Annotated in this window: 23 protein-coding genes, 1 tRNA gene and 2 pseudogenes; 17 read left to right on the top strand and 9 right to left on the bottom strand. The window is 41.9% G+C overall.

Annotated elements, in window-relative coordinates; all coding sequences use genetic code 11:
- From L4D76_RS26690 to L4D76_RS26665, 6 genes are all read left to right on the top strand, one after another.
- The coding region (locus L4D76_RS26690; protein ID WP_428443884.1) for a transposase at nucleotides 1–394 on the top strand (394 nt) is incomplete at its 5' end.
- A gap of 83 nt (nucleotides 395–477) precedes the next feature.
- Nucleotides 478–2415, top strand: a complete 1938-nt coding sequence (gene asnB / locus L4D76_RS26685; protein WP_428443883.1) for an asparagine synthase (glutamine-hydrolyzing) — start codon at nucleotides 478–480, stop codon at nucleotides 2413–2415.
- Nucleotides 2416–2458: 43 nt separating this feature from the next.
- Complete coding sequence (locus L4D76_RS26680) at nucleotides 2459–2719, top strand: acyl carrier protein (protein ID WP_428443882.1); 261 nt, start codon at nucleotides 2459–2461, stop codon at nucleotides 2717–2719.
- A gap of 35 nt (nucleotides 2720–2754) precedes the next feature.
- Nucleotides 2755–4338 (top strand): class I adenylate-forming enzyme family protein, encoded by a 1584-nt coding sequence (locus L4D76_RS26675; RefSeq protein WP_428443881.1) that lies wholly within the window; start codon nucleotides 2755–2757, stop codon nucleotides 4336–4338.
- 43 nt (nucleotides 4339–4381) lie between these two features.
- Nucleotides 4382–5380, top strand: coding sequence for an NAD(+) synthase (nadE, locus tag L4D76_RS26670; RefSeq protein WP_428443880.1), 999 nt, complete (start codon nucleotides 4382–4384; stop codon nucleotides 5378–5380).
- A 217-nt stretch (nucleotides 5381–5597) separates the two neighbouring features.
- The gene (locus L4D76_RS26665; protein ID WP_428443879.1) at nucleotides 5598–6215 is read left to right on the top strand and encodes a serine O-acetyltransferase; all 618 of its coding nucleotides are present in this window, start codon (nucleotides 5598–5600) and stop codon (nucleotides 6213–6215) included.
- 243 nt (nucleotides 6216–6458) lie between these two features.
- Here L4D76_RS26665 and L4D76_RS26660 read toward each other — a convergent pair whose 3' ends face one another.
- Complete coding sequence (locus tag L4D76_RS26660) at nucleotides 6459–6659, bottom strand: hypothetical protein (RefSeq protein WP_428443886.1); 201 nt, start codon at nucleotides 6657–6659, stop codon at nucleotides 6459–6461.
- Here L4D76_RS26660 and L4D76_RS26655 point away from each other — a divergent pair.
- From L4D76_RS26655 to L4D76_RS26630, 6 genes and pseudogenes are all read left to right on the top strand, one after another.
- Nucleotides 6567–6860 carry a hypothetical protein gene (locus L4D76_RS26655; RefSeq protein WP_428443885.1) on the top strand — a complete coding sequence of 98 codons (294 nt, stop codon included), beginning with the start codon at nucleotides 6567–6569 and terminating at the stop codon, nucleotides 6858–6860. The two genes, L4D76_RS26660 and L4D76_RS26655, sit on opposite strands and share 93 nt — an antisense overlap.
- Before the next feature lie 247 nt (nucleotides 6861–7107).
- Nucleotides 7108–8010, top strand: coding sequence for a hypothetical protein (locus L4D76_RS26650; RefSeq protein WP_428443878.1), 903 nt, complete (start codon nucleotides 7108–7110; stop codon nucleotides 8008–8010).
- 232 nt (nucleotides 8011–8242) lie between these two features.
- Nucleotides 8243–8896, top strand: coding sequence for a LuxR C-terminal-related transcriptional regulator (locus L4D76_RS26645; RefSeq protein WP_428443877.1), 654 nt, complete (start codon nucleotides 8243–8245; stop codon nucleotides 8894–8896).
- A gap of 366 nt (nucleotides 8897–9262) precedes the next feature.
- Nucleotides 9263–10183 carry a radical SAM protein gene (locus L4D76_RS26640; RefSeq protein WP_428443876.1) on the top strand — a complete coding sequence of 307 codons (921 nt, stop codon included), beginning with the start codon at nucleotides 9263–9265 and terminating at the stop codon, nucleotides 10181–10183.
- 171 nt (nucleotides 10184–10354) lie between these two features.
- Nucleotides 10355–10706, top strand: a pseudogene (locus L4D76_RS26635) (IS4-like element ISPpr4 family transposase); the annotation flags it as partial.
- A 198-nt stretch (nucleotides 10707–10904) separates the two neighbouring features.
- Nucleotides 10905–12032, top strand: a complete 1128-nt coding sequence (locus L4D76_RS26630) for a hypothetical protein (RefSeq protein ID WP_428443875.1) — start codon at nucleotides 10905–10907, stop codon at nucleotides 12030–12032.
- 36 nt (nucleotides 12033–12068) lie between these two features.
- Here L4D76_RS26630 and L4D76_RS26625 read toward each other — a convergent pair whose 3' ends face one another.
- The 6 genes from L4D76_RS26625 to L4D76_RS26600 form a co-directional block, all read right to left on the bottom strand.
- A complete protein-coding gene (locus L4D76_RS26625) occupies nucleotides 12069–12536 on the bottom strand; it encodes a hypothetical protein (RefSeq protein ID WP_428443874.1) in 468 nt (155 codons plus the stop codon).
- Nucleotides 12523–13791 carry a poly-beta-1,6-N-acetyl-D-glucosamine synthase gene (pgaC, locus tag L4D76_RS26620; RefSeq protein ID WP_428443873.1) on the bottom strand — a complete coding sequence of 423 codons (1269 nt, stop codon included), beginning with the start codon at nucleotides 13789–13791 and terminating at the stop codon, nucleotides 12523–12525. Before pgaC ends, L4D76_RS26625 begins: the two co-directional genes overlap by 14 nt.
- Nucleotides 13791–15755, bottom strand: coding sequence for a poly-beta-1,6-N-acetyl-D-glucosamine N-deacetylase PgaB (gene pgaB, locus L4D76_RS26615; protein WP_428443872.1), 1965 nt, complete (start codon nucleotides 15753–15755; stop codon nucleotides 13791–13793). The genes pgaC and pgaB overlap by 1 nt, the downstream gene beginning before the upstream one ends.
- On the bottom strand, nucleotides 15755–18163 hold the full coding sequence (gene pgaA, locus L4D76_RS26610; RefSeq protein WP_428443871.1) for a poly-beta-1,6 N-acetyl-D-glucosamine export porin PgaA: 2409 nt from the start codon (nucleotides 18161–18163) through the stop codon (nucleotides 15755–15757). Before pgaA ends, pgaB begins: the two co-directional genes overlap by 1 nt.
- A 347-nt stretch (nucleotides 18164–18510) precedes the next feature.
- Nucleotides 18511–18759 (bottom strand): hypothetical protein, encoded by a 249-nt coding sequence (locus tag L4D76_RS26605; protein ID WP_428443870.1) that lies wholly within the window; start codon nucleotides 18757–18759, stop codon nucleotides 18511–18513.
- A gap of 438 nt (nucleotides 18760–19197) precedes the next feature.
- Nucleotides 19198–19288 (bottom strand) — tRNA-Ser (locus tag L4D76_RS26600).
- Between the two features lie 171 nt (nucleotides 19289–19459).
- Here L4D76_RS26600 and L4D76_RS26595 point away from each other — a divergent pair.
- From L4D76_RS26595 to tusE, 3 genes are all read left to right on the top strand, one after another.
- Nucleotides 19460–20425 carry an SPOR domain-containing protein gene (locus tag L4D76_RS26595; RefSeq protein WP_428443869.1) on the top strand — a complete coding sequence of 322 codons (966 nt, stop codon included), beginning with the start codon at nucleotides 19460–19462 and terminating at the stop codon, nucleotides 20423–20425.
- A 377-nt stretch (nucleotides 20426–20802) separates the two neighbouring features.
- Nucleotides 20803–21468, top strand: a complete 666-nt coding sequence (locus tag L4D76_RS26590) for a Bax inhibitor-1/YccA family protein (RefSeq protein ID WP_428443868.1) — start codon at nucleotides 20803–20805, stop codon at nucleotides 21466–21468.
- A 139-nt stretch (nucleotides 21469–21607) separates the two neighbouring features.
- Nucleotides 21608–21937, top strand: a complete 330-nt coding sequence (gene tusE / locus L4D76_RS26585) for a sulfurtransferase TusE (RefSeq protein WP_428443867.1) — start codon at nucleotides 21608–21610, stop codon at nucleotides 21935–21937.
- A 38-nt stretch (nucleotides 21938–21975) separates the two neighbouring features.
- On the opposite strand, the gene yccX is transcribed toward tusE, so the two are convergent.
- Nucleotides 21976–22248 carry an acylphosphatase gene (gene yccX, locus L4D76_RS26580; RefSeq protein WP_107284404.1) on the bottom strand — a complete coding sequence of 91 codons (273 nt, stop codon included), beginning with the start codon at nucleotides 22246–22248 and terminating at the stop codon, nucleotides 21976–21978.
- 95 nt (nucleotides 22249–22343) lie between these two features.
- Here yccX and L4D76_RS26575 point away from each other — a divergent pair, with 95 nt between their 5' ends.
- Both L4D76_RS26575 and L4D76_RS26570 read left to right on the top strand, forming a co-directional pair.
- The gene (locus L4D76_RS26575) at nucleotides 22344–23744 is read left to right on the top strand and encodes a methyl-accepting chemotaxis protein (protein ID WP_428443866.1); all 1401 of its coding nucleotides are present in this window, start codon (nucleotides 22344–22346) and stop codon (nucleotides 23742–23744) included.
- 114 nt (nucleotides 23745–23858) lie between these two features.
- Nucleotides 23859–25048, top strand: a pseudogene (locus L4D76_RS26570) (class I SAM-dependent methyltransferase).
- A 99-nt stretch (nucleotides 25049–25147) separates the two neighbouring features.
- Here the strand turns inward: L4D76_RS26570 and L4D76_RS26565 are convergent.
- A partial coding sequence (locus L4D76_RS26565) for a TSUP family transporter (RefSeq protein ID WP_428443865.1) occupies nucleotides 25148–25436 on the bottom strand: 289 nt, incomplete at its 5' end.

Genomic DNA, 25436 nt, shown 5'->3' with positions numbered 1-25436 from the left:
TCGCAGGCGATCCGTTCTTGGTGCTCTTGATTATGCGGCAAACACTTTCCAATATGAAATCACAGACAAGAGTGTAACCCGGACTACCGTGGTGAAATTTCTAGAGCAAGTTGCCGAACAAGGCGATGATCGTTTGACCTTTATTGTTCTTGATAATGCCCGCATGCACCATGGGATCGATCAGAAAACCCTAGAACACTGGCTGATGCAACATTACATGATATTGGTCTATCTTCCGGCATACAGTCCGGAATTGAATCTGATCGAAATCCTTTGGAAACAGGCCAAGTATTACAGACGCCGCTTTATTACTTGGAGTAAAGAAACACTGGAAGCAGAAATCGCTGCCTTGTTAGATGGCTATGGCAACTTATTTGAAATAAGTTTTTCTTAGTTACTTAACTATTGGTGAGCATTGATAGGAGACTACATTTCTAATTTGGTCTGATAAAAAAAACGGTCTAAAGGAATAGTACTATGTGCGGAATAGCTGGAATATTTGGGCTTCAAGAACAATTTAGATTTGAACGCGAAACTCTTCAAAGGATGATTAATAAACTCAACCATCGCGGACCTGATGGTCAAGGCGTCTATATTGACAAGAAAGTCGGTTTGGCTCACACAAGACTAAGTATTATCGATCTGGAAGGCGGTGCCCAACCGATCCATAATGAAGACAAAACAGTATGGACAGTGTTTAACGGAGAAATTTTCAATTACATTGAATTACGAAAGGAACTAATTGCCCGTGGCCATTATTTTTATACTCACACTGATACGGAAGTTATCGTTCATCTTTACGAAGAATATGGTGAGGATTTCGTCTCACAATTAAATGGTCAGTTTGCCATCGCTATTTGGGATATAAAGCGCGAAAAATTTATTCTTGTGCGTGATCGAGCGGGAATATTGCCTTTGTTCTATACTTCCCAGAATGGTCAATTGCTGTTTGCGTCGGAAGTAAAATCGATTCTTGCAGCACTACCCACTGCGCCGTCAATTAATCCAGCAGCTCTAGATCAGCTAATGACATTTTGGGCGCCGGTCTCTCCCGGGACTATGTTTAAAAATATTTTTGAGTTATCGCCAGGACATATGCTTGTCGCCTATCACGGCAAAATGTCGACTCATCGTTATTGGGACTGGAGTTTCCCGTTGGAAAATGACTTCCGTTGCGGTTCTGAATCACAGCTACGCGAAGAGTTGCTACACCTGCTAATTGACGCCACTCAAATTCGACTGCGAGCTGATGTACCTGTAGGTGCTTATTTGTCTGGCGGATTAGACTCCTCAAGCTTGGTCTCCCTGATTCATCACTTCAGCGACGCCCCTTTGCGCACTTTTTCCATCGGCTTTGATAGTAAATCGCACGATGAAAGGGAGCACCAAAAGCAGATGATCGAACAGATCAATGCGAATAATAGTCATATCATATGTCATGATCGAGATATTGCCGAAAACTTCATAGATACCATTTGGCATACGGAGTCACCAGTATTACGAACCGCCCCGGTACCAATGAAGTTATTATCGAATTTTGTCCGGAATAAAGACTACAAAGTGGTGCTGACTGGTGAGGGCGCTGATGAAGTTCTTGGCGGATACGATATTTTCAAAGAAAGTAAATTGAGGCAATTTTGGGCGAAACAACCTTCTTCAGTAATACGCCCAATGTTACTTAAACGATTATACCCTTATCTAGATGTATCGCCCGGCCGCGCACAAGTGTATCTACAAAACTTCTATGGCGTTAATCTTGATGAGCCTGATACACCTTTCTTCAGCCATATTCCTCGTTGGATCACTACATCAAAATGTAAACATTTTTTTAGTTCCTCTTTTAAAGAACAGTTGCACAATAATGCAGAAAATATATTAGCTGAGCATTTATCACCGAATTTTAAATCCTGGCATCATTTTAATCGGGCGCAATATGTTGAGGCAAAAACCTTGATGCCAGGATACCTGCTTTGTTCTCAAGGAGATCGCATGTTAATGGCTAATTCAGTCGAAGGTCGCTTCCCATTCTTAGATCATCGCGTAATTGAATTCGCAAACCAGCTTCACCCCAACATAAAAATGAAAGTGCTCAATGAAAAATACCTGCTTAAAAAAGCGATGGCACAATATGTACCCAAAAGCATAGTGCAGCGTCATAAGCAACCCTACCTGGCACCAGACATAGCCGCATTTTTTTCCGGTAAAACACCTGATTTCGTACACGAATTGCTCAGTAAAGAATGTCTCTCTCGTTATGGTTATTTCGATGCAAAAAGAGTAGATCTTCTAATGGCTAAAATCAAGGCAGGCCATGCTATCGGGTTTAAAGATAACATGGCTTTTATAGGAATATTATCGACCCAAGTTTGGCACAGCATATTTATAGAGAAATTTTCTGATAATTTCTCGGTATAGTAATGCATATTTCAATGAACTTAATAATAATTGGAGATCAATTATGACAATCAAATCTAGTATACGGACCTATATTTTAGAAAATTTTTTGTTTACTGATGATGAATCAGAATTGGATAATAATGATTCATTTTTAGAGAATGGCATCATTGATTCAACAGGCGTTCTTGAGATCATATTTTTTCTGGAAGAAGAATTCGGGATTAAAATTAAAGATGAAGAGATGATTCCGGACAATCTCGACTCTGTGACTAACATAGTTAATTTATTGCAAAGCAAAATTAAAGTAAACAATATTATTTAATAATGTATCTAAAATTCTTACAGGGATCTTTACTTATGTTTAGCAAAAAACCACATAGACTATTATCTGACAGTCTGAAATATTCTACACTTTCGTCACCCGACAAAGTTGCTGTGATCGTTAATGAGATGAGTTATACATATCAGCAGTTGCTAGAGGCTAGTCAACGCCTCGCGGTCAGTTTATTAACCAGTGGTATAAAACGAAATGATAGGGTCGTATTGTATATGGATAACACATGGGCATGTGTCGTATCCATCTATGCCGTACAGCTCTGTGGTGCGGCGTTTGTAGTAGTAAACCCTCAGATTAAGACAAAAAAGCTTCTATATATTTTAAAAGACAGTGCGGCCACCGCATTAATTAGCGAAAGCACTTTGCAAAAAATATTTCTACCTGCATTATCTGAGACAACAAATCTTAAGGCCGTAATCTGTAGTGGAGAACTTAAGGCCAATGATGAACCATCATCGGTACTATTAAGTTTTGAAACCATTGTGTCTCAGCCAGCAGATCTCGATATGCTGGAGAATGAACAACCTATCACCTTAGATTTAGCTGCACTTATCTACACCTCAGGTAGCACTGGTGATCCTAAAGGGGTAATGCAATCACATCAATCCATGGTATTTGTGATGGAAAGCATATCTGAGTCTTTAAGGTTATCAAATAAAGACCGCAATTTATCTGTGTTACCTTTATCTTATGGTTACGGGCTCTATCAATTGCTAACGACTATATATATGGGCGCTACATTGATATTAGAGCGATCTTTTTCATATCCTGCTCAAATTTTTGAAAAATTTCATAACTATCAGATTACCGTATTCGCAGGTGTGCCAACGATTTACTCGATGATAAATGAAGCTCATGGACGTAGTCCCTTATTATTTCCCAACGTCAAACGAGTCACGAATGCAGCGGCGGCATTACCCGATGAATTCATTCCTATAATACAAGATGTTTTTCCCAATGCGCTCATCTATAAAATGTATGGATTGACAGAATGTCAACGAGGTTGTTATTTAGAGCCAGAGCTTATAGATAAAAAGCCAACGTCAGTGGGAAAAGCTATACCTGGTACAGAGATGTTTTTATTATCGCAAGAAGGTGAAAGATTGGAAAAAGGAAAAAAAGGTAAGGGAATTCTACATGTTCGAGGCCCCCATGTAATGTTGGGTTACTGGAATAAACCAGAGAAAACTAAGGAAGTCATAAAGCCTGGCAGATTTGTCGGCGATCGTGTCTTATGTACTCAAGACCTCTTTTATCAAGATGAAGAAGGATTTTTCTATTTTGTGGGTAGAAGTGATGACATTATCCAAACTCGAGGTGAAAAAGTCAGCCCCGCAGAAATAGAAAATATATTGCATAGTATGGCAGGTATCAAAGATGCGGCCGTAGTTGGTGTGCAAGATAAACTCTTAGGTGAATTTATTCGAGCGTTTGTCTCCCTAAAAAAAGATGCAGTACTTGAGATACATCATATCAAAAAATATTGTATGGAAAACCTTGAAAACTACATGATGCCGAAAGAGATCATAATTCTTCCTGAATTAGCTAAAAGCACTAACGGTAAAATAGACAAAAAAGTCCTTAAGCGATGGTCGAATAAGTAAAATCGAACTAAGTAACTATTCTAAACTATATAGAGGTACTCTAATGGATATTCGAACCCAGCTCCAATTAAATGAAACTTTTGAAGTTGATAAAATCATAGAACAACTCCGTCTCAATTTAAGAAACAACTTACATAAAAGAGGTTATGTTATTGGGCTATCCGGTGGAATAGATAGTTCAGTTTGTGCAGCTTTAGCTGTCAAAGCTGTTGGCCCAAACAAAGTATTTGCTCTACTATTACCTGAGAAGGATTCGTCAGGGAACAGTACTCTTCGTGGCAAAATGGTTGCAGAGCAATTAGGTATCGAGTATGAGTTGTTTGATATTGCCCCCACCCTAGAGGCCATTGGCTGTTATAATCAACGAGATCAAGCCATTCGAAGAATATTTCCTGATTACGCTCTTGATTGGAAATGTAAGATAGTTATAAGTGGTGGGCAAGAGGGACAGTTCAATCACTTTAATTTGGTCGTAGAAACTCCAGATGGAGAATTACTGAAAGAGCGAATGGGGTTGAATGAATACCTTCAAGTCGTTGCTGCAACTAACTACAAGCAACGTATTCGCAAAACAGTTGAGTATTTTCATGCTGACCGTTTAAATTATGCTGTTCTAGGAACTCCCAATCGTCTTGAATATGATCAAGGTTTTTTTGTTAAAAACGGTGATGGGGCCGCTGATATAAAACCCATAGCCCATCTTTATAAAACCCAAGTCTATGCTTTAGCTCGCTACCTGGAGTTGCCTGTAGAAATATGTGAAGCAGTACCATCGACTGACACTTATAGCCTGACCCAAGGACAGGATGAATTTTATTTTGCTTTACCCTATGACAAAATGGATATTGCATTATGGGGGTATAACCACAATGTATCAGTAAGTGAATTAAGTGAAAATTTGGGTATATCAAATGAGCAGTCGAAGAGAATTTACAATGATATTGAAATGAAACGTAAAACGACAGCTTATCTCCATTGGAGCCCTCTACTAATAGAGCCTGTTAATGGACCGTTAGCAAAACCAGCTACAATTAACCCTTAACAAAGGATCAGTAGATTCTGTGTTTGCTCCTTGTATAATTCTATAAACACAAAAGTAACGGAATTAAGAGTCAATCGATGTCTTTAATCATTAATTTTGCCATAGAAAGCAATTTAGAAGAGTTACATTTATGGATGGAACGCAAGTGATCTGAACCAGTAGAGTATGAGAAAGTGGTCGCATAAAATATATAGTATCAATTTTTTGGTGGAAGCTTATGGTATATAGATATAAAAAAATGCTTTCAGATATTCGACAAGATTTAGCCAAGTATGTGGATCTATATCCTGCTCACTCCAACAAACCACCGAATATGCTGAGAGTCTTGCTTAATTCGCCAGGTTTTTATGTGATAGCGAGTTACCGTATTTTGTATTGGATGAAAATGTGGCAAGAAGCATCAGGCAGTCACCTTGTGAAGATTTTGTTCATCGGATTTCGTTTTATTACTTCTATCTATTGGAAGATAGCGATGAAGATCACAATTTCAAATTGGCCGGAAATAGGCCCAGGGCTTTATTTGTCCAATAAGGGAGGAATCATTATTGGTCCTAAAAGGATAGGTTCTGGTTGTGTTATACATCATAACGTAACAATTGGTATGAACCTGGATAAAGAGCATCCAGATATCGGGAACAACGTCTGGATTGGTTCTAATTCTCTTATCTACGGGCGAATTATCAAGGATGGTGTCATTGTGCAACCAGGGACGGTCGTCGGAAAAAATGTTCCTGCGTGTGTTGTTATCAAGGGTAACCCTGGAACGATAGTGCGCAGGAACATTGATAACAGTAGTTTCTTGTCCAATTATGCTCCCAATTTAGAATTTGAGTAGATTGTGTATCAATTTATATTTTTGTTATATACAAGGTGAATAGAACTTATGTTTGAAAATATCAAGTCAGATTTGCTTAGACATTGTTACGTAGCAAAGAGGAAACCGTCGTTGATAAATCTATTCCTTATAACCCTAAAATCCATGGGATTTCAAGCGACAGTAATTTACCGCTTTGGAAGATGGAGTAACATTGCGTTCGCAGGTAGTATGCTGGTTTTTATCCGATATTTCTTCTTAGCATTACACTATTGTCTTTATCGCCTTGTCACAAAGATGTACGGGATCGATATAGATCGCAGGGCCGTTATCGGTAAAGGTCTGTATATCGGTCATTTTGCTGGGATCGAAATCGGGCCTTATGAGATAGGCGAATTCTGCTCTGTACATCAGCATGTAAAAATACGCACGGATAATACCGTTGAAAGTGGGGAATTTCCACATATCGGTTCTTGTGTCTGGATAGGCCCTCATGCGAGGATTATAGGAAATGTTACCGTAGGGGACAACAGTACTGTATCAGCGGGCTCTTTAGTTATTAAGGATGTTAGCCCCAGCAACCTTGTCGTTGGCACCCCGGCAAGGATCATATCCACTCGATACGATAACCGTTCCATATTGAATCATCTTCCTTACAACGAATAAAGTTGGTGCCACCGGATCCTGTTCATTTCAACCGTTACTAATTGAGATATATGCAATAGCGCTAGTCAACTAATTACTGAGCATCTTTAAAGTAATCCATTAAGTTCACAGTTGTCTAAATCAATAAGTTTTCTTTAGTGGATGCACTTGATGGCAACCGAAAAGATGATGATGCGCTTGGTTAGTTAATCATGTGTACCGCTTAACTGACCGTTCGAATTAAACAAGAATAAGAAGGGATAAAAATATGAAAAATATGTTTAGAATGTCAAAATTTGGTCTTTTTCTATCCTGCATAATGGCAGGTAATTCAATTTCAACCTTCGCATCAGAGATGCAGACCCTCGACTCTGAAAGTGAGGGTACGTCCCGTTGGGAGGAAGCGCTGATCATCGACCACACTAGCACAGACATTTCCATCATTCCTGAGCGTTGGCTTAATGAGGCCAGAAAACAGTTTAGGGTTTGGTATGGACATACATCACATGGCAGTCAAATTACAAGCGGCATGCATGCAATCAATAAAGGGGCCTTTCGTTTCAACGCAACGGGCAATGATGATGCACTTTCCTATCAAGAAACCGGTGGTGATCTTGGCCACCGTGGTGATCTGAGATGGATGACAAAGACCAAAGAGCACTTGGATCGTCCAGGCAATGATACAAATGTCGTTATGTGGTCCTGGTGTGGCGGGTGCAGTAAGAACACCGAGAAAGGTATAAACCGCTATCTTCAAGCAATGACAAAACTGGAATCGGAATATCCTGATGTCATCTTTATATATATGACTGGTCATCTGGATGGAAGTGGCGTGAACGGAAAGCTTAACAAAAATAATAACCAGATACGCAACTATAGTCGGACGCATAACAAAGTGCTTTTCGACTTCGCGGACATCGAGAGTTTCGACCCTGATGGAAATAGCTTCCTTCAACTCGGTGCGAATGATGGGGGTTTCTACAAGAGGAATGGATGGGGACGAAGGGACAGTAATTGGTGTGAAGAGTGGATAGCCAAATACCCTGATCATGGGGTTGCATTGCCGGACCATGCCGCGCATACCCATCCCTTAAACGGTGCCTTAAAGGGAAGAGCATTCTGGTGGATGATGGCAAGACTCGCTGGTTGGAATGGGAAGCCGGAAGCCTAACAAGCGAATGCACCTGACAAAAAATGGCGCAGCTATTCTTTGTCAGGTGATTCTCGACCTTAGACACAAAGTCAAGAGGTGTCAGGTGAACGAGTACGATGACTTTAAACCATGATTAACTAATTGTAATTATATTTGTAATATTAATCCCTCCGTTTATCATTAAATTAACGATTCTTATTAAAAAAGTACCAAAACTGATTTCAAGTTATTATCAAAGAAAGGAAAAAGAATGACTACAATGACAAAAAAACTCATTCTATTGTCTAATCACAGTATTCAGACATATGCCCTTGGACTCTACCTCCAGCCCAAATTGGAAGTTAACCTTTCCACTGTTGATATTAACTCTCATCCTCTTCAACTTAATGCCGAAACGGATGCTTTAATTCTGGTTGATCTGGCCAGCTTGAATGAGGATACCGCATTATCTTTACAACAAGAGCTAAAAAGATACTCAGCTTCTATCGCGTTGCTTAACGCTCAGGATGGTATCACCTTTGATGAAATCATCGCTTGGCCGAATATCTATGGATATTTTAACTGCATTGACAATCTCGATGATGTCTGCAGAGGCCTCAAAGCAATGATGGCCGGTGAATACTGGATGCCACGTAAGTTAATGACTAAACTGATCAATCATTATCGTAGACACCAAGTTACGGATGATTTTATAAATTACGAGCCAACATCAGGCATCAGCTTAACTTGCCGCGAGGAGGAAATCCTACGTGCATTGACAAAAAGCACTTCTAACATAGAAATCGCCCATCAGTTGTTTGTCAGCGAGTATACGGTAAAGTCGCACCTTTATAATATCTTCAAAAAAATTGAGGTAAAAAACCGGCAACAAGCCATAGCCTGGGCTAAATCAAGCCTTCATTAAAGCCTCACTCTTAAAATAATAAAATAGGCTACAATTGTGAAATATCTATAGGACAATTACTATATCTCTAACTTTTGATGAGTGCGGCAAACAGTTTTTGAATATATATAGAAATTGACTACAATCGAATCTGAAGACACCGCACTCTTGGCTATCTTATTCCAGAGAACTTCGAGCTAAAGAATATTGCTTAATGAAGTGTCCATTTTTATTGGTTCAGATCATTATTTAAAGCCTGTGGTATTGGGCCGTTTCCAAGTACCAGATAGGATCGCGGAATATCAGTATGGGACATTGGACACCAGGTAGCAAAAGGCAATTATAGCCATTACATATCAAATAACTTAACAATAAAAGATGGTAGATATGAAAATAAATAAAAAAAGTCCATTCAGGTATCTAGGTAGGCTTGTTCTAGATAGGTCTGTTCTAGCTTTCCGGTTACTGTTTGCGTTTAGAAAGGGCTGGCGCTGGCTACATATCCAGAAACCTGTGACCGCTTTGTTGGGCTTTCAATATAAAGTTGCGGATGACTTGATCGAGATAGACCTGACTTACCAATGTAATTTGAAATGTAACAATTGCAACCGCTCGTCAGCTCAAGCCCCAGAAGCTGTGCATATTAAGTTATCTGTTATCAAAGATTTTGTCGAGCAGTCGCTAGTACAAAAGCGTTACTGGCAACGTATCAGGATACTTGGGGGAGAGCCTACACTACACCCGGATTTTTTGGCAATTATTGACCAGCTCTTATTACTGAAAAAAAACTGTCCCGATACAGTTATTCAAGTGGTGTCTAATGGCTATGGCCGCAAAGTAGAAGCGATGTTGGCGAAGTTGCCAGAGAGTATTCAGGTTGAAAATTCAGCTAAATCTAGCAATATTCAACCTGCGTTTGGACCTTTTAACCTGGCTCCTCAGGACAGTTGGCAATACCGTTTTGCTGATTACCGTAATGGTTGTGGCATCGCCGGTGCTGGAATAGGGTTAACACCGCAAGGGTATTACCAATGTACGGTAGCTGGCGGTATTGACCGGGTAAAAGGGGTTAATGGTGGGCGCAAGAGTTTGCCGGACAGTCGAGATGGCATGCGGGATCTTATGAATCAGGCTTGTAGGCTTTGTGGCCATTTCAGGGATGGGCATTATGTGCCTGAAATATTACGCCCTTCTTTGTTGGAGCAGCGAATATCGCCATCTTGGGAGAATATCTACCGCGAGTGGCGGGCACGGAAACTGCGTACGCCAGCTGTGAGTGCAGACGAAGAAAAGTCGATGCATAGATAATCGCCGGGGCTATCTCACGTTTTTAGCTGGATTGAGTCAGATGGTTCCGTAAAGGTTTAAGATTAGCGTATTAGGTTTAGCCCCCCCTCCCCGACTTTGATTGGGCGCTTACTCTCTTTAAGTAGTTTATGGTTCCTCTCAGAACAGGATTCAGCTCCTTAAGCAACGTAGTATTGCCATCGCTGGAATATTAAATCTTGGCTTAAGTTATTGAAAACATATGGTCATCAATAAGAAAGTGGCAGCAAAACACTGCGGAGTCGATACTAAATCGTCTGACTACAACCAGTATTGCAGCGACATTGATATTTAAGCTTTATTCGGACAACTCGGTAGAAGCTGAGGAATTAAAAGGATTTTTGGTTAAATTGAGTGGACGTCTAACTAAGCATTCAAAGCTGGTCACTCTGTCATATCTGCTGCGGGGCTATGGGTTTTTCTACAAAGCTGTGAAGTACTAGATACCTACACAATGGATGAGATAAACGCGATGAGGCATATAGCCAGTTCGTTTTTTGCTTAATTTGTGTAGATACCTTTGCCTATTGGTGCTTTGGGTCTAACATTACCTATTGGCAACAGCGTGCAATTTATTTGAAATCAGTTTCTCTTGATCACTTAATTCTTCAAGGTTCGGATTATGCGATATCAAAGGAAGAGTTCTTCTCATCGTATCCTTATTAGATATTTGATGGCATCTATACTCTTTGGTTCGCCTATTATGCATGCAGAAGATCTGGACATGCGGGCATTTCAGCATGGATTAGATATATTATCATTGCCTAATGGTAAATATGTATCAATTTGGTCTTCTGCTGGAATAGAAAACCTACGTATGCCTAATAAGAACGGGGAATGGAGCCATGATGTTTTTGCAAGTTCCTTTTCTCGTTATACATCGTCATTTTCGCCTCGCCTATTAATTTCAGCTCCTGATCATTCCGCACAAGAGCCTGCGAGTACTGCGATAACCAATGATGGTCATATCATGGTGACAATGGAAGATGCTTATCAGGCTAGAAATACATTGATGCAATCTTATGCTGTATTCGATAGTAAGCTCAATCCTGTTGCGCCTTATCAACAAGTGGCTTTTGATGGCGGTCATTCTGGACATGTTACGGCTGTAGATAACCGTTTTGTTATCTTCTTTTCTGAGGGATGGGTGGAAGGTGGTGGCGTTGATAATTTAGGTTCAGGCGATGATGTGCTGTTAAAGACATTTGACGCTAATGGCAAAGAGTTGGATCAGCTTGCAGTGTCAACGGGTGAAGAACACCGTGATTGGTGGCCAATTTTGGCAGGTTCGCAACGCGTTGCTTTATTAGTTTGGCAACGATTTGTTAATGATGAAACACATGCTTTATTGATGTGCTCAGTCTATAACCCTGAAACTAACCAATTGATTAATCAGCCAGTATTACTACGTGATGATTTACAATATTACACTTACGATGTTCAGTATTTACCTGCAGTAAATCGTTTTTTAATCACTGGCACAACAGAACAACAAAACGGTTTTGCCTATTTGATTGATGAGCAAGGGAAGGTCGTGAACCAAAAAGATACTTTGCCACCCTTTGTACGTGAAGCTCAGCCTGCGATACGAAGTAAAAAAAATGTAGGCAATCAAAAAAGTGGAACGGAGAAAGTGGTGTATCCAATTTTTCCTTCAGGTTTGATGGTACTTGATATCACTGAAAATAGCGTTGATCTAGGAAGTGTTATCGAAGATACCTATCAATGGAGTTACATTGGTACTGATGGCGTCTTTTTCGATGATCATAACGTATATTTTCAGACGTTGTCGCAAAGAGGTATTCAAGAAAAGTGGCTATATGTCCCTTGAGTCAGTATTTGCAGATTATGATAAAGGCCGAATACTTCATTCCGAATGATCTTCTGTCACTGAAGCCTTGTGCTGGCTACTTGCTCTTTGAATACTTCTAGCTGAGTCATGGTGGTCATCAAGAAAGTCCTTATCTTCAGCACGCTGTTCTTGTTGTGTCACTTGATGATGTCTTTTAGCTTGACGAGTACGCCAGCGCCATAACAACATGTGGTAGCGTACCCAGAAGTGAACAATCATCATAATTACAATGAAAGCGGCTAATAATAGTACGAGCCCATTTTCAAGAGTAAGTGTATGAATCATGGTATGATCGCCTTCAGGATTTAGCCATACACGGAAAAATGGCTGCATAATGAGGAATAACCAACATCCCCAAGTGATTACACTGATGACGATATCTTGCATATGATAGCGCCAGTTTTTGCGGCTTGGTTTGTTAATGATAAAGGCCAACGCTTCGTTGGTAACGTGACGTTTTTCTTTATTTTTATTTGTTGTCATCTCTGAATACCTCACCTCGATCCGGGCTTTCCCATCTCGCATTTTCTCCCTTTTTTCGAGTGATGGCTTTAGGCACCGCTATTATTACGGTCACAACATTTAAGACCCAATAGAACATTGGATACCAGATACACCACAGGAAATTACGCAGTAACCTGGCGTCGTAATGACGATCTATCACCAAGCTCGCACTAAATTGAGTTAAACAAATTAGCACCAACGCAATACCAGACCACTCAAAGACAAAAAGTTGATATATGGTATGCTGCTCAGATAACGGGAAAATTTGAGCAGAATGAGCAAGCATTGTAATAGTTAGGCTGTAACACCAAATAACACAGGAAAGATATTCAAGCATTAATGGCCAGAATTTTGTCTTTCGTTTTAGGATTGCTTGCCAACCATATTTCAAGAAGACTTCAGCACCGCCTTGTGCCCACCGTAATCGTTGCTTATACAAGCCAGGTAGCGTTTCTGGCATCAGTACCCAGCAACGGGCTTGTGGCTCGAAGTGGATCTGCCAGTCTTTCATTTGTAACTTCCAACTCACATCGATGTCTTCGGTGATCATATCGGTACTCCAGCCTCCAATTTCATTGATTGCTGTTTTTCGAAAGGCGCACACAACACCAGATATCGTAAATACAGTGCCGTAGATACGCTGAGCGCGTTTAATTAAGCCGATAATTGATGAGAACTCACCAGTTTGGATTTTGCCTATAATGGTCGAGCGTGTGCGTACTCGCGGGTTACCGGTTACAGCTCCAACTCGTGGGTAGTTTTGGAAATGCTGAACCATCCAGCGTGAAGCATTTTTGTCGAGCAGGGCATCGCCATCAATACAAACTAAATACTCTCCAGATGCGTATTGAATACCGTTATTTAACCCAGCAGCCTTACCCTGATTTTCCTGATGAACCACCATAAGACGGCTGTCTTTGGCAGCAATACGATCAAGTCGTGCACCCGTATCATCTTTACTGCCGTCATTAATGGCAACGATTTCGAAGTTAGGGTAATCCTGGTTTTGTAGTAGGTGCCCGATTGTTTCATCAACATTGGCCCCTTCGTTATAACAAGGCACCATGATTGAGACGCGTGGGTATTCAGCAAGCTGAAGAGGGCCTTGGCGGGCTACCTTGAGTTGCCGGCGTTCCCAGTGGAAATAATAATAAATACCACCACAGATCCAGATGATTGCCATCACACTGGGATAGATCAAAATAAATAAGTAAAGACGGTCAAGCCAATTCATTAGTTGAACCCTATCGTTTCGCGGTTAGAGAAAACTGGGCGAATAACGTTAAGATCAGGTACACCACGAATAAAATCGTCAGGATAATAGCCATAATTTTTCACGCCAGCTTTATCGATAATGTCCATCTGTTTTATCAGCTCTTCCACAGGAATATCTTGACCGTTTTCCCAGTTTTTAGCTTGTAATTCAAACACCAGCTTATCGTTAGGAACGGTTTTGAGTGCCACTTTAGCAATGCTCTCTAACCATTTGTGTGGCTCTTTGGCTGGCTCCATATATGGCGTCGCCATTACCGCTGTGTAGTCATACGCTTTGCTAAATGCTGTAAGGTTTTGGGCAAACCACTCTTCACTTTTCGGATTGAGAACAGATGGTGCGTAGATGTTTCGTGCGAGTTGGAGTGCGATACCATCTCCAGAGTGAAATAACCGTGAACTGTTCGCAAGCTCCATTGTGAAATCAACTAAGTACCGAGTTTTGTGTTTTGCCCACGCTGTCATTTTGGCGGGATCATGACGGATCGCATCGACAGAATCTCCTAGTCCCCACTCTTGGTACTGCTTGATTGCTGCTGGGGAGGCATCCTCATAGTCAGTCAAAAACGCATCATCATGGAATAGAATCCCTTGAAATTTGCTGTAAAAACCTAAATCCTCATAGATTTCTTTAATAGCTTTACGGCTTTTCGCCGAAAACGGCGATAATCGTAAGTATCGATCTGCAGCTGGTTGATTGGATCGGCTATCAATGACGTAGTCATAACCTTTACCCAAATCAAAACCTATCACTGGCATCCCAGCATATACAGTTACATTTGCACGCGTTAGAAGTTGCCATGAAACACGATTGAAAATATCGGCGCGTACTGGTAGATGACGATTCTGAAAATACATCGCATCGGCAACACCATCGCCATCGGGATCGGCGAAGGCCTGAAGATAAACGGTGTCGATACCAAAATCGTTAATTCGTGAAACTAATATATCCATGTTGCGATTCATTACCACAGGATCAGGGTCATAAACATAATCTAAATCCACATGGACAATGCGTTTGGGCCTGGTGTAATCAGGTTCGCCACGAAGAAGCTCATCCAATAGCTCAAGTGTCATTTCTTGTTCAATCAAGTAACGCTTTATGTTATGACCAGATGCTTTAATTGAATTAACCCCATCATCTAATGAGAAGGTATATGGCATGCCTGCTTGGGCTGCTATATCAATAGCATGTTGGCTATATGCGCCATATGGCCATACCATAATTCTTGGAGCCCGGACGTTATGTGAAACCATTTGATCTCGGCTTTGTTTAAAATCGCTTAAGTTACGTTGGTCATATTGTTTAAGCGTTTCATAATCTTTTGTTTTAGGATTAAAAAATGGTGTTGTTGCAGCTGGCTGTTCATTACCATAAGGATTGGCATTGATGCCGTAGTGCGAGTTGAAGGTATGCGAGGCAAACTCGACTAACCCTGACTGCTCCAGCTCTTTAATATGTGCCCATGACAAGAAGCGTTTGCGAGACAACATGATTTTTCCGTATTTCACTTCTTGGTCTTCGTCTGGTACCAGCCATTTACCGACCAATGCAAATACAGCAGGGTAGTTGTAGAGCTTCAATAACGGATAAACAGTGCTGTAAAAGCTCTCGTAGCCGTCATCAAATGTGAGTAACACAGCCTTTTCAGGTAATGGTTTTTTGCTGGCCTTAGCATCAATAATCTGCTGAAAGCTAACAGGATTATAGCCTTCTTGCTTAATCCAGTTGAAGTGCTCGACTAAACGATCCCGAGTTAGCGTACCGGAGGGAATTCGCATGTTTGGCGTCAGGCTAACATCAATAAAATCGTGGTAGCACAGAGCAACATACGAATCGCTATTACGTTCCGTATAAGTCAGTGTTTCAGCCGATGCTGTCGTGAAAAAAAATAAGCTGAAAAAAATCCATAGCCAAAACTTCATTACATAAACCTCACTTCAAAATCRACAAAAATGTAGTTCCTATATTCGCTGCCCCCGTCATAGACACCTTTGTTTCGTCCCACGCCATAGCTGACGTTTGTCCGTTTTTTCCAGATCCATTTTAGGCGGTAATTGATATCCCAGTTGTAATCAGAATCGAAATTTTCCTGCCAATACGAACTGATGCCGGTATAGAGCTCTTGATCGAAACCCCAAGAATCTGAAAGACGTAAATGGTAGCTCTGAGTAAAGGTGAGTGAACCAGAGCGATCGGATAGCGGGTTGAAATAACTCGCACTATCGATAGCGTCATTAAATGACATGCTGTAACCGACAGATCCTCGTAGGGAGTAGTTGTCGGTTCGCCAGAGTTGTCCATTTAACCAGGTGACGTACTGCTGACGTTCGTTTCCATCGGTATAGTCAGCGTATGTGCTGGATAGGCCCCAGTTGAGTTCACTCGTGATGCGATAAGTTAATGAGGCATACCTGTCATCGACGTAGGTTTCATCAAACAAGGCGCGAAGTGGGGTATCGTTTGAGTTGTTCTTGTAACTGACGGAAAAACGCCAGCTATCTGATAGGCGGTAGTCGGCCGTTGCCCACAGGTAGTACTTATCATTCAAGCGAGAACCCAAACCTGTTTCCAAGGTTAGAGTGATGGGATAGAGTGCTATTTCGGCACCAATACCACTGTATCGTGTGTATAAATTATTGTTATCAAAATCACCAAAGATCATTTGATCGCGCAAGAATAAACGATCACCATAACCTAAACGCCCCGTGTACAAGCGTGTGTCGTAGGTCCAGTCACGAGAGGCCTGAACCAGCGAGCCGCCATTATTGCTAGTATCGCCTTGGCTATATTCACCTACCCATACAGGTGCAGCGGCCTCTTTAACCGCTTTGTTGGTGCTACGCTGATCAGCTTCAGGATATTTCTGGTTTAATGACGTGAGTTTTGATTCTAGGCCATTCCACTCCCCTCGCTCTAACTGCGCCATTAGCTTACCGCGTTCAACAATACCTTGTTCCTTTGGCGACAAGAGTTGACTTGCACGCTCAAAGTATTGTTCTGATCGATCTGGGTTTCCTTTCCAGCGCTCAATATCCCCTTTAATTGCGAGTAGATAGGGATTTCCTGGCGCATCAATCAACATGGTATCAATAATTTCAGTTGCTTGAACCATGTCACCACGCCATGCAAAATGCAGGACTTCCAATTGCTTTAAGGTTTGATAATCATCATTGATATGTTTCGTGCTACCCGTGAAATCCCAGCGATACGTTGGGATCCATTGCTTTAAGCTTGTTAGTAACGCATTAGCTTCGTCATATCGCTCACTGTCCATGTATGCATAATAAAGCTTTGAGCTTAATAATGGATTTTTCGGTTCAGCCTGATGCAGTTTCCAGTAAATAGGTAACGCTTTACTTGGTTGCTGAGTACCTAAGTAGTAATCCGCTTGTCTTTCCTGGATATAAACCGGTAAGGTATTTTGTTTGGCTAGATCTTCTGCTATAGGTGCAGCAGTCTCGAAGTCTTGCAATGCCACTAACACGTAGAAGTAATCTAAATAGGCACTTCGATAGACAGGGTGATCGTGTGGAGCTTTCTCGATCACTTTTTTCAATAGTTCAGCACTATGATGCAAGGTCGCAGGGCTATTAGCCTTACTGCCATCACGAAGCTTAATGGTTGCTTCGTCGTAATCGAACCATAGATGATCAGAAGAAGTAAACCAATCAGGATGCTGAGTGAGCAAGTCTTTTACTGCTGGTGCTGCACCTAACTGAATCGCACTTTTGTATAAACCAAGGCCAACAGCCTTATTGTGAGGTTCGGCCGCTAACCAGTTTTGCCATGCGAAGAGCTCGCCCACTTGATCATTGAGGGTGCGAGAGATGTAGATCCAGTCTTGATAGAAGTTTGCATCAAGCGAAAAGCGCTGTCGGTAGGTATTTAACCCTTTTCGAGCGCCAGCAAGGTCTTTTGACTCAGCACTTGCTAATGCCAAACCCAACCAAGCGTCAGGGTGGTTGGGGACGAGTTGAGTCAGGCGTTGGTAATATTTAGCTGACATTGCATAACGCTGATTATTACGCAGGGCTTTCGCCAGAACCTCGATGGAATCAGGCGTAAGATCGTTTAAGTCACAAGGTTGGCAAGCATTAATAACAGCATTAGGATCCCCCTGCCACGATAGAATGGCAATGAGGTCATTGAGGGTTTTGGGATCTTTAGTCTGCTTATAGAGTGACGTTAGGCCTTGAGCTGCAAGGGAAATCTCCCCATCCCGTGCTTTTAAAACCCAGCTTTCTCTTAGTTCATCAATATTGTTTGTTGCATGAACCGCAGGTGATAATAAAAGAGCCAAAACATATGTTGCAATGCTAGTCTTATTCATGTTTGACTGAATTTCCTTACAGTAATTTCAGTTTTGCATTGAACAAATCAAAGGAAAATAACAAAAAAATCGTGATAAAAAAATCATATTGATTTTTGTAATCATAGAAGGTTCTTAAGCGCTAACCGTTCTTAAAAATGGGAAAAAAGCAAGAGCAGTTTGATCTTACCTCAATGAACTGGACACCTTGTTTAACGGGTACAATCCTATGAGTAGGAGTTAAAATAGTCATAATCGTTTATACTAAAGAATTCAGAAATCACGCAGTTGAGCTACTTGAAGAAAGTGGTAAATTAGTTAGGCAAATCACCAAATAGCTTGGCATTGCTGAGAACAGAGTGTTTCACTTAGAATGTTGATACCATCCGTAACTGGTCGATCAGGCACCCTGAGTTCAATGCGGCGAAGCGTGCGGGAAAAATGAAGGCGGATGCGGAAATGGCTTCCAAATTATTGAGCTGAGCTTTGGGCTGCACGGTGAAGAAACAGCGAGTGTTAAACAACGGCTCTGTGTTAGTATATTGGGCTTCAATCACCACGCCCAGAAACTTGCCCCCTTCGTCACTGTGGGCGATATGGGTTTTGTGCTCATTCACTTTTAACTTCAGTTTCTTCTTTAAGATATCGCTGGCGACTTTTCTCGCGTGATCGGCTGCTGAATCAGAGCAGCACAAGATAAGAATATCGTCTCATCCAATTGCAGTTAGGTGATTTGACAAGCCTTAGATACGAAAAACCCATTAAATTTCAACGGTTGTCTCGGACAAAATTTGACGGCGAGATAGGGATTTATTGCTCGCAAGCTCGCGCCCTTCGGGCCGGGGCTTACAGCAGAGCCGTTGTTAATACGCAGCTCGGTTGAACCCTCTCTAGGCTTCTTCACCCTATCTCTTTCTCTCACCTTTCAGATATAAAAAAACCGCTGACAATACAGCGATTTCTTTGAATGTGGCGGAGTGCTCTGGGTATGGTGGATTTGAACCCTACTTTATAATGCGAAAAAGCCCCAGCATTTCTGCTGGAGCTTTCGAATTTGGCGGAGAGATAGGGATTTGAACCCTAGATACGCTATAAACGTATGCCGGTTTTCAAGACCGGTGCTTTCAACCACTCAGCCATCTCTCCGTAAGTGCGGTGGATAATACGCACCTCTTTTTTTGTTGTAAACTCTTTTTCCTTATTCTTCGCTCAACCGCTCAGAATAAAAACAAAATGATATAAATTCACTTGTTTTAGCGTTTTTTCCACTTACTTACGACATTTTTTATGCTCTTATATGTCTTAAGATTCGTCGTTGTGATTATTATTAGTAAGCCCACCATGCCTAGCAATATGAAACTCTTTGCTGTTTATTGCTCGTTGTTATCTATTTTGCCATTTGCACGTTCAGCTCTTGCCAATGAGGCCGAGATGACGTTTTGCCACACAGTTTCATCACCCCAGACTCGTGATTGGCGACAACTAAATAATCAATGCGACATTGGTTCTGGATTATGGGGCAAAAAGCCCAAACCAACAGAAGGAAGTTTCTGGGTTCAATGCAATTACAGCCGCTCCTTACCCGGCAAGGCATTTTCTGAAAAGGTAAACACCTTGTTTACAGATATTACTTATCTGATAAAAGACAACGATAAGTTCCGTTGTTTAGTTGGCCCCTATCCCGCGTACACTCAAGCATTGAAAGCAAAAAAACGATTTGCAGATCAGCTAAACATCAGTACTTTTATTCGTCAAACAGCGAACAAAATCAATATCACCGATAAAGATCAACAGAGCTTACCCGCGGCAAAAACATCGAAAACATCGAAAACATCGAAAACATCGAGAACATCGAAAAATACAGGAAAAAGTGCGCAACTCACGACATTGATTGACAATCGAGTGATTTTGAACTCGATTCTCTATTCATTCACTTTCAATGGTTTAAAATATCATCAACCTCGAAATATCAATTCGACAAAAACTATGCCTCCAATGTTTATCAACGAAAAAGATAACTATTGGTCTCGGGTTAATATCTCCTCTGCTGAGAGTTGGTGTAAACGATTTGGATTGCGCTTACCAAACTTTGAAGAATTAGACCGACTTCAAAGCCATGGGCAGTATCTGCTGCTGCGGTATCAATGGCCGACTCAGGTCAATTATTGGAGCAGTTCTGTCAACCCAGTATCAGGAGAGATTAAAACTCTCAACTTAAGGAGCGGTAAATACGATGAATACCTTCCTCCAGCACTGCTTTACACGACTTGTGTGTCTGACTAAGTACGAGCAAAACCTGATTCTGTCGACGATGGCCAGGGGTTTATGGTTTTAAAAGCCCTAGCGTATTTAATGCTAAAGAATTTGAAGCGTGTCTTTGTGTATGCAATTGTTTCTGAACCAGATAGTGCATTAAGTAACATATACCGTCTATATGTAAATATTTGTTTTTTGTGAGGCATCCAGGCATTGAAACATAAATTTACAACTTTGTTTTTAAAGATAATGAAATGTTAAGTATCATTCGTTATAAGAAACTAGCAAAGACATTTTCGGGCCGGTGAGTATTGAAATGTGCATGAATGACTTGCATTTATGAACTTTTACCCTCATATATGTCTTAATAGATATCAATATAACTAACCCTAAGGGGACAACTTATGAACGATCGTATTGTCAATCGTAGTGCTTCATACGATAGCGTACTTTCAACCAATAAGGTTTTAAGAAACACCTACTTCCTGTTATCCATGACGCTGATTTGGTCTGCTGCTATTGCTGGTATTTCTATGGCGATGAACCTGCCTTATCCTGGCATCATCATCACCTTAGTTGGCTTCTACGGTTTAATGTTCCTGACAGAAAAGAACCGTGACAGTAGCTTAGGCATTGTCTTTACTTTCGCGTTAACGGGTTTCATGGGTTATACCCTTGGACCAATCCTTAACATGTATCTTGGCGCAGGTTTAGGCCATGCTATTGTTCCGGCTCTGGGTGGCACGGCACTGACATTCCTAGCATGTTCTGCGTATGCACTTACGACAAAACGTGATTTATCGTTCTTGAACGGTATGCTGCTAGCTGGCTTCATTGCGATTATTGTTGGCATGGTTGCAAACATCTTCCTGCAGATGCCGATGCTCTCTCTGGCAATTAGCGGTATGTTTGTACTATTCTCATCTGCAGCGATTCTGCTAACCACACAATCGATTATTCGTGGCGGCGAAACTAACTACATCTCTGCAACGGTTACGTTGTACGTATCTATCTACAACCTGTTCCTAAGCTTGTTACAAATCTTAGGTATAATGGGTGGTGATGACTAATAGTTAGTCGCAAACCGATTTCTAAAGCGCCCACTTGTGGGCGCTTTTTCTTTATTACGAATACTGATTTTCTTACTTTTACTTGCAGCAAAGTCTCTGAATCACTATCCTCTCTGCGTTCCAAATATCGAGGCACATCATGCTTGAATTCGAAGGCAAACAATTAGAAACCGATGCTCAGGGTTACCTGAAAAATATTGATGACTGGTCAAATGAGCTCGTTCCTCTTCTGGCAAAAGAAGAAGGTATAGAACTAACCGAAGCACATTGGGAAGTGGTGAACTTTGTTCGTGAATTCTATTTGGAATTCAACACGTCACCAGCAATCCGCATGCTGGTTAAAGCCATGGCTAAGAAGTACGGTGAAGACAAAGGTAGCTCTCGCTATCTCTATAAGCTTTTCCCGAAAGGTCCGGCAAAGCAGGCGACGAAACTGGCTGGGTTACCTAAGCCGGTCAAATGTATCTAAATCGTATTCACATTTAAACAGGGCTTTCATGCCCTGTTTTATTTGATTTCAAAACCATCAACATGCCGCCACTCAAGTTCTTCTGCTTCAATCTTATCAACCCTTGACATTCTGGGGCCCTCTTTTAACCAAGCCAGCAATTTGTTCACATTTTCTTCATGGCCACAAACTAATACTTCAACACTTCCGTCTGGAAGGTTCATCGCGTACCCCGTTAACCCGTCCTTTAGCCCTTCGTGCGCAGTATGAAACCTGAACCCAACTCCTTGTACTATGCCTTTCACATTAGCCTTTACACAAATTTGTGACATGAATCACCTCAAGAAATCTATTTGTATTCCGATAAGCTTTTATATTGTAATTTGTCAATTAGAACAAAAGTACTCTTTGTAAATAGGATGCCCCAATGAAAGAAATCGCATTTCGATGGATTGATAAGTACCTCATTCACTTAAAGCTGCAAGAGAAGTTTTATCTGTTATTCCTACTTCCATTGATAGCAATTATCAGCGTTAGTGCAATTTTAGTTGATGCTGCCCAGGAGCAGCGTATTGAAATCACGACGAAACAACTCGATACAACTGCTGTGTTATTTGCAAAGTACAATGTCAGCCGGGCTGATGCGTCAATGCTACTGAGTGAGAGCGGCTTAAAACTCGGGAACGGTGATCTTTCCACCTCGGTGTCCGGATTAAATTATTCGCTCTCAGCTGTCGATGCACCAAGCTTATATAGCTACCTTTCATCGATACAAATCAGCCTGACACTCACTTTGCTGGTAGTGGTTTTAGCGTCTGTTTACTATATTATGACGTTCATTGGTGGTGCAATGTTCACCATGAATAAAGCACTGCTCGACCTTGCCAATGGAGACTTGACTGGCCGTATGAACTTCTTTCAAGTTCGTGATGAGTTCAGCACCATTGCAATAACCATTGACCGCGTCGCCGAACGTGAACAAAAGCTGGTTAAGGCAACACAAGAGGCTACGGCAATGATGCAGCAGATCAGCAGCGGTTTGCGCCAGAGCGGTCAGCAAAGTGAATCGTTATCAGCGACTCAGCAACAGCATTTGGATTCTCTGGCCAGTGCAACCGAAGAGATGGCCACATCGATTCGTGAAGTTGCGACTCATGCGCATCAAACCTCAGATCAGACTCGTGAAGCTCAGCAGGTTACCGAACATGGCCGGGCTCAGGTCGGTAAAACCAAATCTGCTATTTCTACGTTATCTTCTGAAATCAACATGGCAGCAAATGCTGTCACTGAATTAGATAGTAATGCCGCTAAAATTGATGACGTGGTTACAACCATCAATAGTATTTCAGAGCAGACCAACCTACTGGCGCTGAATGCTGCTATCGAGGCCGCCCGCGCCGGAGAGCAAGGTCGCGGCTTTGCCGTGGTCGCCGATGAAGTTCGTACCCTGGCGGGCCGTACGCAGAGTGCAACGGTAGAAATTCAGCAGATGATTGAATCATTGCAAAAAAACAGTCAACAGCTAATGTCAGTCATGAAAAATACCGTCGATAATGCGCACAACAGTGAGCAAATGATGGATTCGGTTGACGGTGAAATCAGCCAGATCACAGATCGCAACCAGCAAATCTCCGATCGCAGTACTGAAATTGCAGCCGCCGCAGAGCAGCAAGGTGCCGTTGCCGATAATATTGCCTCCAATGTTGAGCAGGTTCGTGAGCAGTCACACCAGATCTGCGACGTCATTTCACAAGCAACCAATGAAATTGAGCGTTTAAATCAGCAAGCACACGTATTGGAATCTTTGATGGACGGCTTGAAAGCCTAATCCTGATCTCAGCCTAAGTACCTAGAGCCGCCTGATTTGGCGGCTTTTTCATTTGCTTTTCAGGATAACGAGCAACATAATACGCCCCCATTCGAATTCCACACCGGGCAAGTCATGACAGCTTCTATTTATCTGGTAAAAGGCCGTGAAAAATCACTACGCCGCCGCCACCCTTGGGTATTCTCTCGCGGCATTGACCGCATTGACGGTAAACCGTCACTGGGTGATACCGTCGATATCTACGACAACAAAGGTGAATGGTTAGCACGCGGTGCTTTTTCTCCACAGTCTCAGATCGTATTCGCGTRTGGACATTCAATAAAAACGAAGCTATTGATGTCGATTTCTTTGTTAATCGCCTGAAAAAAGCGCAAGGCCTGCGTGATATTTTAGCCGCTCGTGATGGCCTGACTGGTTACCGCCTGATCGCCGCTGAATCGGATGGCTTGCCTGGTATTACTATCGACCGCTATCAGAACTTCCTTGTCTGTCAGCTACTAAGTGCGGGAGCTGAAGCACAAAAAGATGCGTTGGTTGAAGCACTTAACATTTGCTACCCGGATTGCAGTGTCTATGAACGTTCTGATGTTGCTGTACGTAAGAAAGAAGGCCTGAAGCAACGTACCGGCGTGCTTTCTGGTGAAGAGCCGCCTAAATTTGTCGTCGTCGAAGAAAACGGCATAAAAATTAACGTCGATATCGTTGGTGGCCACAAGACAGGTTTCTACCTTGATCAGCGTGATAGCCGCCAGGCAGCCGTGAAATATGTTAATGGCAAACGCGTTCTTAACTGCTTCTGCTACACCGGTGGCTTTGGCTTGTATGCCCTAAAAGGCGGCGCAAGCCAGGTTGTCAATGTAGACGTTTCTCAGCCGGCACTTGATACAGCACGCTTGAATGTCGAAATGAACGGCCTTCCGGTTGAAAATGCTGAATTCCTGAATGCCGATGTCTTTAAATTGTTACGTGAATACCGTGAGCGCGGCGAGCTGTTTGATGTGGTAATTATGGATCCGCCAAAGTTTGCGGAGTCAAAATCGCAGCTAATGGGTGCATGCCGTGGTTACAAAGACATTAACATGCTGGCGATGCAGATCTTGAAGCCTGGAGGCACACTGTTGACCTACTCATGCTCAGGCCTGATGGACAATAATCTGTTCCAGAAGATCATTGCCGATGCAGCTCTTGATGCGAAGCGTGAAGTACAATTCATCGAACGCTTTAGTCAGGCTGCCGATCACCCATTAGACAGTGCCTACCCTGAAGGTTTCTATCTGAAAGGTTTTGCCTGCTACGTAAAATAACAAGTAAATAATCGTAAAGCCTGACACCCGTCAGGCTTTTTAACCAGCCCTCTGCTCTTCTTAAATGGACGTCGCTGTTATAGTTGATCTTGAAAGCGACTAATGCAGCATTGCGGCAATACAACCACACAACGTCATTACAAACAAAAACCACTTTAACGTCGATGGCTTGGCTTTAATTGCCATATTCACGGCAATATGGGCACCAAACATAGTCCCAAACGCAAGGATCAAACCTGGCACCCACATAACTAACCCTTCAGCAATAAACAATACCAAAGCCACAAGAGTAAAAACTAACGTACAAAGCATCTTTAATGCATTTGCCCTAACCAGATCATAACGTAAAGTACCTGCCAATGCGGCAAGCAAGACGAACCCCACCCCC

The sequence above is a fragment of the Photobacterium sagamiensis genome (genome assembly GCF_050337085.1).
Lineage (GTDB): Bacteria > Pseudomonadota > Gammaproteobacteria > Enterobacterales > Vibrionaceae > Photobacterium > Photobacterium sagamiensis.
Note: the sequence above shows the minus strand (reverse complement) of the source record. Positions and strands in the feature narration are given on the sequence as shown.